This is a genomic window from Novosphingobium sp. PASSN1 (genome assembly GCF_002278815.1).
Genome location: NZ_NKIS01000030.1, coordinates 1 through 11,319 on the forward strand (window position 1 = coordinate 1; position 11,319 = coordinate 11,319).

The window sequence follows — 11,319 nt, forward strand, 5'->3', positions numbered from 1 at the left end:
GAATCCCGCAGGCCCGCAAGGGCCGCGAGACCGGCACACCGCGCCAGGGCTGGACCCAGGGCTTGGTTCCAGCTTCGAGCCGAGCGATGATTTCCTGGGTGATGCGCGCGGCGGGCGAGATGGCACTACGCTCGCGAGAACGAAACTTGGTCATGGGGCTTTTCCTGATCGGTATCCCCGTGGGCGCTCCTGCCCACGGCTTCCGCCCCAAAGGGCGCCTCCTCTCCTCTGGCCAAAAAGAAGAAGCCGCCCCTCGGGATGTGCCCGAGGGACGGCTTCGAGGACCCATGACTGTCAGCCTGTCAGGAGGAGGTCAGGCTGCCAGATCGCGGGGGGACTCATCGGCTTGTTGGGGCTCTGGTTCGGCGTCACAACCATCGCTGTGCAGTTCACCGGGCAGCGGTTCGGACGGCGCGACCAGTTCGCATTGCGCCGCATGGGATGGGAACCGCATGACATCGGGCACCCAGGCCAGCGCGCGTTCGCGTTCCGCGACTTCGGCAATCGTCGCTCCGGCAAAGATGCGCTCGGCGCTGGCCGCCAGATCCGCTTTCTTGACCGAGACGTAGCGCGCTGCGAGTTCCGCACCGCCCACTTCGCCGAGCGCCTCGAGAATGACCTGCTTGGGCACGCGGTCGAAGAAGTTCGCCGCTGTCGGCCGCCACCACTGCGCGATATCGATCCCGATCAGCGCGCCGAGGTGATCCTGGAACGGGATCCGGCGCTCGCCGCTCATATTGAGGCTGGCCTCAAGTGAGCGCGCAACGACATGTCCCAGCCAGGCCGCACGGGCCTCATCGCCAAGAGCCCGGAACCGATCGAAGCGTTCACGCTGATCAGATCCGGCGCGCCAAGTTTCATCAAGCGCTGAGCGGAGCTCGGCAAGTGCGCCGGTCGCCGCTGCATCGACAGGCTCGAACCCGACGATAGGACCGCTCGGCACGCCGCCGCGGATGGTCGAGGCCGTGCGCGAGTGCCAGTCGTGGCTGTCGGCATCGGCAAGGGTGAAGACCACAACGTCGAGTGCGAGCGCAGGGTCCGATGCCAGGTGCAGCGCGAGCACATCGCGGCGCTGCATCGCGAGTTCGTCGACAAGCCGCCGCGAGAGGGTCGCGCGACGTGCTCCCCCCTCGCCCTCGGAGCTGACCACTTCGATGCCATCGCCATCGCCCGGCGCCGTCTCTTCCCGTTCGCCGTAGAAGACAGGCTGCAGGACGGGCGTGCCCTCGCGCGAGAGCGTGAGGATCATGCCTGCCGAACCCTTCTGCTCCTCAGGCAGGACCGGCTTGCGGCTGCGGATGTCCTGCGTCTCGCGTTCGATTGCCGCAATTGCGGCCTCGGCTGCTTCGACCGCTTCTGGCGCGCTATCCTCGTCCTCGAGGATCGCAGCGTGTTCATCCCACGAAGCGTCGAGCTCTTCCAACCGCGCGACTTCGGCCTCGCTGAGCGGCGCAGGCTCTGCCGGCAGGCGCACAAGACCCTCGACCAGATCGTGGCTGGCGTAAGGATCGAGCGTCGGCTTGACCCACGCCACGCCGTGCTCCGCAGCGAGCGCGCGGGCTTCCTCTTCCATCTTTGCCGCAGCCAGGGTTTCCAGCAACGTGACATCGAGCCAAGTCTCGGTATCGGCATCGTCGAACAGTTCGCGTTCGATGCGCCCGCCCGCCGAAAGGTATGCCTCGCGGCCGATCAGCTTGGCGCGGGGATCGTTGCCGCGCACCGTTCCGGTGAGCACCATCCGCCGGATGCTGTCCGCATTCGGTGCGTAGTAGGCACCCAAGATCTCGCCAAAGACGCGGGCCTGGATCTGCTGGTCCGAAGTCGCGCCATAGGCTTTGGCCATGTCGAGCGTGATTTCACCCGCAGCGAGCGCCTCGAAGACCACCGGAGCCAGCGTTGCGAGCCGCAGGCGCCCTTCGACGAAGCGCACCGTGAGGCCAAAGCGGCGAGCGACCTGTTCGGTCGTCGCGCCACCCTCGATCAGCGCAGCAAAGGCCTGCGCTTCATCGGCGGGGTTCATGGCGAGGCGGTGGAAGTTCTCCGCGAGGCTCGCCTCGGGCGCGGCCTCGTTGTCGGCGCTGAGCACGAGGCAGGTGACCTGATGGTCGCGCGGCAGCACCTTGTCGTCGACCAGCGCGAGCATCGCGCGGCGGCGGCGTTCACCGGCCTCGACTTCGAACCGGCCCTTGGGCGCGGCACGGACCACGAGGTTCTGCAGCAAGCCATGTGCGGCAATGCTGGCCTTGAGTTCAGCATCGGCAGCGGCATCGGTATGACGGCGAACATTGCGCGGAGAGGCGACAAGCTTGCCGAGAGGGATTGTCTGAAACATTGGCTTCACTCCTGACTGCGAGCCGTTCGTTCGTGCCGACCACCGGCGCCAAACTGGCTCAATCAGGGCAAAGCCCCCTCCCCTCTCATGGTTTGCCAGCCTTGCTGGCGTATGCACTGCAACTCGAGCGAAATGCTGGAGCGCTGCTGCCTTCAGTCAGAAGGCCTCCCGCCCTTCGGCAATGTTGAGCAGTTCGGAGAATACCAGCGTCGCTGGTGCACGCCCTGCAGCTGGCACCAGTTCGCGCAGCAGGCCATTGTCGCGCAAATCCCGGACGATCTTCCGCGCCGTTGCCGGCGGAATCTGCGCCGAAGCGATGAAGTCCGGCGTCTTGAAAATGGGACGCTGGAAAATCCAATCGAGTGCCCGCACCGCATATTGCGAGTGGGTGATTTCCACGACCCGATCACGTTTGTCCTGATGAAGCGCAAGGATCGCCTGTGCTTTGCTCGTATTGGCATCGGCCTGGGCAATGATGCCACGCAAGAAAAACACCACCCACCCGCTCCAGTCATCGTCGCGGGATATTGCCAGCATGCGGTCGTAGTACTCGTCCCGATTGGCCTCAAGATACTCGGAGAGATAGAAGTTTGGCCGGGAGAGTTGCCCGTGCGCGTAGAGGAAAAGCGGAATGATCAGCCGTCCGATGCGCCCGTTTCCATCAAGGAATGGGTGGATCGATTCAAATTCGGCATGCACGATAGCGAGCTGCACCAAACGGTCGGGTGATGCTGCGTGAATGTAGGCTTCCCAGCGTGCCATCGCATCGTCGATGCGATCAGCTCCGGGCGGCACGAAACGGGCTTGCTCGATCGTGCATCCCTCAGGCCCGATCCAGTTGGGGATACGGCGGTACTCGCCGGGGTCCTTGTTCCGGCCACGGACGCCATCCATAAGAACGCAGTGCGTCGCCTTGATCAGCCGCTGAGATAGCGGCAGCTGCGCCATGAGGCTTTCCGCTTCGCGCAAAGCAGCGCGGTAGTTCAGTACTTCGCGGGCGTCCGCCTTTTTTGGCGTGCTTTCGTCAAAAAGATGTCCCTGTGCCTCGAACTCCAGGACCTCGCCCAGGGTCACCTGCGTTCCTTCGATCTTGCTGGATAGGACAGCTTCACGGGCGGTTAGGGGTGAGAGAAGGATATCGGGATTGGGGATGCCTGCGAGGACACCCTCGTAGCGCGCAATCGCAGCGTTGGCCGGCCCAACCAAGGGAAACAGGGCTTCGAGATCAAGTCTGGCTGGAGGAAAACGTCCCTCATGGTAGGCAACAGGCAACGGCGTCTCCCCTGGACCATCATCTGAGGTAAGTGCACCGCTGGCATTTCCTTTGATGATCGTCTGTAGATGGCTAAACTGCTTGATGATCGCGAAACCGGGTTTTGTCCACACCAAGCTGCATTGATGATCACAGACGATCGTCAAATCCGATGCCCGCATCTGAGCTCGACGGTAGCTAGCTCACTTATACCCACTACGGCATACGGTCGATCCATCCCCTATAGGGTATAACCCTATAGATGGAGTGTCCCTTGGATCAGATCATCAGACTGCCCAACCAACTTGGCGCGTTCGTGAAGAGCACGCGCCTAGAGCGCAAAATGACCCAGACGCAGCTAGCCAGCCTGATCGGCAAGCAGCAGAAAACGATCTCGGCCATAGAAACCGGAAGCCCGGGAACAAAGCTCGACACGCTCCTCAGCGTGATCGCAATCCTTGACCTTGATCTGCAAGTCATGCCGCGCCGCAAGGACGGCAAGGACATCGCGGATGTCTTCTAGCTTGGCGGGTATCAGGACCTATGAGTCCAAGGTAATTCTCGTCAGCACTGCGGCAGCTCCCTCGAGCGGAACGAACAGCCGGGTCTGGAAGCGGATGATCTCGGTGAAGCAGCCTTGGGCCTTGTACCAGTCAAGCCGGCTCGCAGACCAACCGGTCAGTTCAAGCCGCTTCGCGCCATTGACGAGGCTTCGCTTGAGCATGAGCGCTTCGCGAGCCTTGACTGCCATCGGCCTCCCGCTGGAGAGTACAGCCCGCACGAGGTCGTCCGGTGCGATTTGCGGAGCGGCATCAAGTCCCAGCGCGCCGCAAATGTCTGCGACAGCATGGAGCGGGACTTCCCTCCCCAACAGCGACCGTCCGTCGCTGGCGGAGATCCGGCTGACCCGGACGTAATCGGCCGGAAGCCTGTCCCAGACGGGTAGCAGCAGGCCCGTTGCGAGGTGCAGGCGCTGGCGTTTCAGCGAAGACAGCGCTTCGTCGACCTCGGCCTGCCATGCGGTGCGGAAGGCGTGCTCATCGACCGGCTCCCAGTTGCTCTCTGCCAGCTGATCGGCGGACAGGTATCCACGCTTCAACGGGCGCACCAGTTCGTGGCGCGTGATGCGGCTCCCGTCATCGGCAAGCAAGCTGCGCGCTGGCACCACCAACGCCGCCCTGCCCGAGCGCGAATTGCACATCAGCCGCCGACGGCTGCCGGATGTACCTTCGAGTTGACCAAGCCGATCAAGCGTCACAGGCTTGAGCGCACGGGCAATCTCCAGTTCCAGCAGGTGGGTTGTGGCACCAGACACGCTGTCGGTCCGCAGCAAGGTGTCGGACAGTATCTCGAAGCTTTCGACAGCAATGGTCTCGAGCCCGAGATCGAGCGTCCCTGCTGCTCTTGCCGCATCGATCCGCGCTTCCACCAATCCCAGAAACTCATCGAAAATCCCGTTTTGCAAGGCGATCGGCAGGGCAAGGATTCGGTTTAGCCAGCGCTGGATCGTGGGGAGGTCGTCGACCATTCCGCCATCGGCGCTCTCGATCCTGAGCCCGGTCAGATCCTGAAACCGCGCCAGCCCGACCGCTTCGAGCTTACCCATGAACAGGAGGCCGAACCAACGGTTGAGCGCTTCCTTGGCATAGATGCTCTCCAGATTGTCCGCTGGATCAAACAGGTTCTGCCCACCGGTCTGGCGCTGTCCCCGGGTCAGGGCTCCCAGGCTGTCGAGCCTGCGCGCGATCGTGGAGATGAAGCGGCGCTCGCCGCGCACGTCGGTCGTGACCGGGCGGAAGAGAGGCGCTGAGGCCTGATTGGTGCGGTTGGTTCGCCCAAGGCCCTGGATCGCAGCATCGGCCCGCCAGCCTGGTTCGAGCAGAAAGTGGACGCGGCGGGCCTGGTTCGTGGCGGCAAGATCCGCATGGTAGCTGCGCCCGGTGCCGCCGGCATCCGAGAAGACGAGGATACGCTTGTCGCCATCCATGAACGCCTGAGTCTCGGCAAGGTTGGCACGCGGGGTGCGCGACTGCAGCTTCTGGCGCCCGTCAGGTCCGACGACGAGCCGCTTGGTGCGGCCAGTCACTTCAGCGACCTTGTCGGTACCGAAGCGTTCGATGATCGCATCGAGCGCGGTGGCGATCGGCGGTAGCGCGCAGAGCTGCTCGACCATGCGCTCGCGCGCGGCAAGCGCTGACTGGCACAGCACGGGTGCGCCGTGTTCATCACTCATCGGCTCGGAGCGCGGATTGCCGTTCTCGTCGGTGAAGACGGCCATCAGCCGCACGGGGAAGCTCTTCATGAGGTAGTCGACCACGTATTCACGGGGCGAAAGGTCGATCTCCAACGCTTCGCGTTCTTCATCGGACAGATCGGCGAGGCGGCGGTCAAGCATGGCCTCGGCCGTGGAGACCAGTTGCACAACGACCGCATGGCCTTCATGCAGCGCCGCATTGATTGCCGGGAGCAGGCTCGGCAGCTTCATCGACAGCAGAAGCTGCGCGAAGAAGCGCTGCTTGGTGCCTTCAAAAACCGAGAGCGCAGCCGATTTCGCTCCGCTGTTGAGCGTGCCGCCCGTTTCACAATCGACGATTCGCGTGGCCTCGAGCGCATCGCGCAGATTGGCGTGGATGATCGCCCAGGCATCAGCATAGGCATCGTAGACCGCGATCTGATCTGCGCTCAGGTGATGCTCGAGGATCTCGTATTCGACACCGGCAAACGAAAGTGCCCGCGCGGTATAGAGCCCGAGTGCCTTCAGATCGCGGGCAACGAGTTCCATCGCAGCAATTCCGCCTGCGCGGATGTCGGTGACGAACTCCTCGCGGGTGGCAAAGGCCGTCTCCGGTCCCCAGAGGCCGAGCCGTGTCGCGTAGGCGAGGTTGTTCACGTCCGACGCTCCAGTCGCCGACGCATAGAGCACACGTGCTCGTGGCAGCAGGTTCTGGAGGCGTACCCCAGCGACACCTTGTTCCGAGCCCTTGGTTTTGCCACGCGAACCTTCGCCGCCCGCAGCATTGGCCATCGCGTGTGCTTCATCGAAGACGATCACGCCGTCGAAGTCCTCACCTGCCCAGACGAGGATCTGATCGAGCCGAGTGGCATCAGCGCGGCCCGAGCGCAGCGTCGGGTAGGTCACGAACAGGATGCCCTCCTGCATCGTGACAGGGCTGCCGAGCTTCCAGGTCGCGAGCGGCTGGATGTCGATCGGCAAGCCGCCGAGTGCAGACCAGTCGCGGCGTGCGTCTTCGAGCAGCGCCTCGTTCTTCGATATCCAGATATGGCGGCGCCCGCCTTGGACCCAGCGATCGAGAATGACGCTGGCAACCTGGCGTCCTTTGCCAGCGCCGGTGCCATCGCCCAAGAAATAACCCATGCGGTAGGCTTTGCCTTCCGCGCTGGCCTTGAGCGTGCAGCCTTTGTCCTCGGGCGCAAACAGGCCGGGCAAGTCGCGTGCATGGGCACTGACAGCGTAGACGAGCGTCTCGATCTGCGCTGCCGAGAGCAGCCCGCGCGATACGACCCCGCCGGGCAGCTTTGGCACTATGGTGGGCACTGGAGCTGTTATCGAGCCCATCGCGACCGACTCCACCAGCGGTGTGGGGTGGTCTGCTGCGCCTGCAATCTCGATTCGACTGGGCCGATAAGGCAAATAGTGACCAACTTGTTCTGGCGTCGGGGCAGGCACATCGAGCGCTTTGCAGACAACCGATGCGGCCGCTTCCCGTGCGGCAGTTGGCTTTGCTGCCACTGGCGATGGACGGAGCCCCGGGCGCAGCAAAGGCAGTACTCTGAGAGGACGAAGCGACGTTGCCGCCACGGCTGGTCCTGTGGCGCGAGCAGGCACGGCATCCACCAGAGCGCACAGTTCCGCAAAATCTAAGGTTCGAGCGATGACCGGTTCGGTGACAGCATCCACCTTGTCGAGCACCAGCAGCCGCGTGGTGATCGAAGTACCTTGGCCCAAAAACCCGCGCTCAATGGCGACGTTGAGGCGCAGCGCCGCCGGGCCGGACATGCGGCTCAAGAACCGGCCAATGTCGAACCACTCCGGCATGATCGCGGTTAGCCGTCCGCCAGGGGCAAGGCGGTTCCATGCCGAACGCAAGTGCCGCGCACCCGTGCGGCCGTCATGACCGCGCTCTGCGCCCCAAGAGTAGGGCGGGTTCATCAGCACCACCGCTGGCCGGGGCGCCGCGCCCAAAAGGTCGTCGATCAGTTCTGCGTCGTGGCCCGTAATGCTGGCCCTTGGGAACAGGTGACTAAGACAATCCCGCCGCAGCGCGGAGATCTCGTTGAGGGCAAGCCGTGCGCCCGCCTTGTCCGCCCATACCGCCAGCATGCCGGTTCCGGCGGAAGGCTCAAGGACGAAATCGCCGCGCGCGATGCCACAGGCGCGTGCCGCTAGCCAGGCAAGTCGCGGCGGGGTCGCGAACTGCTGGAGTTCGATCTGCTCGTCGCTGCGCGTGGTCTGGCGCGGCACCGAGGCTTCGAGGAGCGCGAAGAGTTCCGCGGCAGCGAATGGGCTCGTGTGCAGGCCCAGCGCCGACTGATCCTGCAGCCAAATGACTTGCGTGAGTTCGAGTGCGGCGTGGGCATCATGCACAGACCAGCGGCCAGCAGCATCGCTGCCGCCAAAATGGGCGGAAAGCTCAGCGTTGAGGACCGCACGCGTAATGGCCTCGGACCGGGCCAAACGGTCTGCAAGGGCCTGCGCGAGCGAGAGAACAATGGGTTGGCCGGCAAAGGGCAAGGCGAGAACGGGGAGAGTGGACATGCGAAGCCTCCTGACGAAACCCGCGCCATGCAGGTCTCGAAAGGCTCAAGGCCCCCTCCCCTCTCTTGGCCGTCAGACCTCGAATGCCTGACCTGCCACAAGCACATCGTTGAAGTCGGTTCCCTGCTGCGGCGGCCGATGCGTCAGGATGATGCGCCCCTCCCGCGTGTAGGCAGCTCGCGCGCGGGCTTCAGCCTGCATGCCTCCGGCATCGTGATCAATGAAGAGGTGGACTTCGGTCACGCTCTCTGGGATCGCGACCTGCCCGAAGCGCTCGGTGCCAAGCGTCGCCCAGCAAGGAATGCCAGACAGCTGTTTCGCAGACAGGGCGGTCTCGATCCCTTCGGCCAGACCCAGCTTCCCGCAGCGCGGTCCATGTAGGCGCACGGCGCCCCGCCCTAACGAACCGAGCGCGCGCTTCGGGCCATCGAACCTCGCTACTTTGCCGGTTTTGGCGTCGAGGAAGGTGCGGTGGAGCGCGAGGATGCCCAGGTCATTGCGGACGGCCGCGACCAGCGCTGGCAGGAATCGCACCGCGCCCTTGGGCCCCAGAGGTGTTCGCGCCAGGAAGCGCAGATCCGGCGAACCAGCCACAATTCCGCGCCGCGCCAGATAGCGTTCAGCGAGACTGCCCGTCAGACAGGCGGCCTCACGCCACAGCCGCTTAACATTCTCCCGGGGCGCTTCGTCTGCTCGAACTGCCCGGACTGGATCGGATCGTCCGTCGAACAAGCTCGCGGGCTTGATGCCCCGCTGCGCCAGCGCGGCCAGAACGGCTTCGTTCGCGCAGCCGGCAAAGCAATGAAACAGGATCGCCCGCGAGCCTAACGTTACGCTCAGCGACGGGGTGCGGTCTTCATGTGCTGGGCAGCAGCACATGCCGCGCGAGCGCGACCACGTGCCGCCAAGATCAGTGACAATCTGCTTGGCACGGATTTCAAGTCGATCGGTAGTGACGGCATTCGACATCGGGCACCTCCATTGTGGATGCCACCGCCCGCGCAGCCTCCGCTCTGCGCCCATTCGAAATGCGCTTTCCTGCGCAATATGTTCTATATATGTTCTCACTCGAGTCGGCTAGAGAAAGGTTGGACATGAAACATCTGTCTTGTTGGATTTTGCTCACTTTGACGGCGCTTGCACTTTCCCGATCCGCGTTTGGAGCAGAGCTTCTTCCAACACCAATTGCCGTCGGTCCAACCCAGCTACCTGGCGTAGCGACAGACATCACGCGGGACGGCTTTTCGCTGGTGACGCTCGGCAACTGGCGTACACCGGTGCGCCTGAATTTGGGGTTCGCGCCTAGACCAGCCGATAACCAAATCAGTAAAGTACATTTGAGCAGCAGATTAGGGAGCAACTTCCGGCGCGCTCTCTATCTCCCGCACGTCCAAGCAGCCGAACGACGTTACGCACTTCCGCGAGGTTTGCTCGATGCGCTGATCTGGACAGAATCCCGCTACAACCCGCTAGCGCTAAGCAAGGCAGGAGCAGTTGGACTGGGTCAACTGATGCCTCGAACAGCCACCGAACTTGGTGTTTCCAACCCATACGATGCACGGGCGAACCTGATCGGAGCGGCTCAATATCTTCGCCAAATGATTGACCAATTCGGTGCGATCCATCTCGCTATTGCTGCGTACAATGCGGGGCCTAGCGCAGTTCGCGTTTCTAAGGGAATCCCCAGAAACATGGAAACCCCCGACTATGTACAGCGCGTCATTGTCGCTTGGCGAAATATCCAGCAACCCTAAATTGTTTCAAAATTTCGGTTGTACTTACATTAATTTAATCAGTGCTTCTATCGAATGAACCCCTCAATTACATTGAGTGTTATCCTAGCCACATTGTTGTCGCCATTGTTGATTGGCAATGCCTGGCTCCAGGCGATTGACCCCGCGGAAAAGACGGCTCCACCACTTGCGGTCGTAAAATATGTCATGTCCGCACGCACGAGTGGGTTTTGAGTACCGCAATAGCCCGGCATCGTGATCAGCATGTCCTCAGGCACCATAGGATATGCGTCTGAATGCCCGAACGACGAGCAGAGCAATCGCGTGTGCGGCGGGGTCCCCAAAGCGAGATCATATCGATCCATCTCGAGACCAGCGGCGCCACCTAAGCCGAGCCCAAAATTTCCAATCAACTCATCCTCGCCGATCCCGTCAAAAATCCAGGAAACCTCGGGATCGTAACTATCCGACAAACGCTCAAACGGCTCGCTTTTGTCCATACCTTCCGTCGTGAATCCGACGCCCACCATTTTTTGCGGGGGGCGGCCTCGGTCGCGCCAGAGGCCGCTCCTTTGCCCTGTAGTTACAAGGTGTCCCTCACCGCATTTACCCTCCCACGCACGAATCCCGCTATTCAGCCGACGAATCTCGATGCACCATGGCTCCTCCTCTCGAGCCTCAGTGACCCAGTAAAATCCGTTCCCTCCAAGATAAAGCAGTTTACCCCCACTGCCGAGGTAGCCCTCCAACCCATCCATCATCTTTTGGGAATGGTACTCTGGATGAGTCGAAGTGATGACCGCCTTATAGGGATCAAGTGCTAATTGACCTTCGGCATCGAGATCGTGGTCTGTTATGACGTCATATTCGCAGTCGATATGGTCGAGCCACCAGATAAGCGATAAATCAGCAGGGAATGCCCAAGCCGTGCGGAGGCTTTCCATACGGAAACGCGGACGCATATTTCTGATTGGACGGCGCCATGACGAGAAGCACACCCCGGCACCATCAACATGGGTATCGTAAGTTGATAACCCAAACGACCGCGCCGCCCGTGCTTTCGCCTCGCGCTCGGTCAATACGAGTGGCACGCCAGTCTGTTGATTTCCGCTGAGAGTTGACCCGGGATTTTCATCGAGAAGTGACCCGGGTGGATATGGTGCCCCGCGGTGCAGGGATGGGTCAAGTGGTGGCTTTTTCCTTTCGCGTTTTGGGCGCTCCAGCG

8 protein-coding genes are annotated in these 11,319 nt (G+C 62.3%); 2 read left to right on the forward strand and 6 right to left on the reverse strand.

Going from position 1 to position 11,319, the window contains the following annotated elements; genetic code table 11:
- The 3 genes from CFE35_RS22290 to CFE35_RS22300 all read right to left on the reverse strand — a co-directional run.
- On the reverse strand, positions 1-154 hold a 154-nt coding region (locus CFE35_RS22290), incomplete at its 3' end, for an ArdC family protein (protein ID WP_292934057.1).
- Between the two features lie 159 nt (positions 155-313).
- A complete protein-coding gene (locus CFE35_RS22295; RefSeq protein ID WP_292934046.1) occupies positions 314-2,332 on the reverse strand; it encodes a ParB/RepB/Spo0J family partition protein in 2,019 nt (672 codons plus the stop codon).
- Positions 2,333-2,488: 156 nt separating this feature from the next.
- Positions 2,489-3,751, reverse strand: coding sequence for a Fic family protein (locus CFE35_RS22300; protein ID WP_292934048.1), 1,263 nt, complete (start codon positions 3,749-3,751; stop codon positions 2,489-2,491).
- Positions 3,752-3,858: 107 nt separating this feature from the next.
- Between CFE35_RS22300 and CFE35_RS22305 the strand changes: the two genes are divergently transcribed.
- The gene (locus CFE35_RS22305) at positions 3,859-4,107 is read left to right on the forward strand and encodes a helix-turn-helix transcriptional regulator (protein ID WP_292934049.1); all 249 of its coding nucleotides are present in this window, start codon (positions 3,859-3,861) and stop codon (positions 4,105-4,107) included.
- Between the two features lie 18 nt (positions 4,108-4,125).
- On the opposite strand, the gene CFE35_RS22310 is transcribed toward CFE35_RS22305, so the two are convergent.
- Positions 4,126-8,361 (reverse strand): strawberry notch-like NTP hydrolase domain-containing protein, encoded by a 4,236-nt coding sequence (locus CFE35_RS22310; protein ID WP_292934051.1) that lies wholly within the window; start codon positions 8,359-8,361, stop codon positions 4,126-4,128.
- A gap of 72 nt (positions 8,362-8,433) precedes the next feature.
- Positions 8,434-9,330, reverse strand: a complete 897-nt coding sequence (locus tag CFE35_RS22315) for a toprim domain-containing protein (RefSeq protein WP_292934053.1) — start codon at positions 9,328-9,330, stop codon at positions 8,434-8,436.
- A 125-nt stretch (positions 9,331-9,455) separates the two neighbouring features.
- Between CFE35_RS22315 and CFE35_RS22320 the strand changes: the two genes are divergently transcribed.
- Entirely contained in the window at positions 9,456-10,115 is a 660-nt protein-coding gene (locus CFE35_RS22320) for a lytic transglycosylase domain-containing protein (RefSeq protein WP_292934055.1), read from the forward strand.
- Between the two features lie 47 nt (positions 10,116-10,162).
- Here CFE35_RS22320 and CFE35_RS22325 read toward each other — a convergent pair.
- Positions 10,163-11,319, reverse strand: a 1,157-nt coding sequence (locus CFE35_RS22325; RefSeq protein ID WP_366557172.1) for a N,N-dimethylformamidase beta subunit family domain-containing protein, incomplete at its 5' end; no start/stop codon positions are given.

Bases quoted from the DNA above. Each gene is read 5' to 3' on its own strand.
- CFE35_RS22295 (WP_292934046.1), bottom strand. From the start codon at position 2,332: ATGTTTCAGACAATCCCTCTCGGCAAGCTTGTCGCCTCTCCGCGCAAT.
- CFE35_RS22315 (WP_292934053.1), bottom strand. From the start codon at position 9,330: ATGTCGAATGCCGTCACTACCGATCGACTTGAAATCCGTGCCAAGCAG.
- CFE35_RS22320 (WP_292934055.1), top strand. From the start codon at position 9,456: ATGAAACATCTGTCTTGTTGGATTTTGCTCACTTTGACGGCGCTTGCA.
- CFE35_RS22310 (WP_292934051.1), bottom strand. From the start codon at position 8,361: ATGTCCACTCTCCCCGTTCTCGCCTTGCCCTTTGCCGGCCAACCCATT.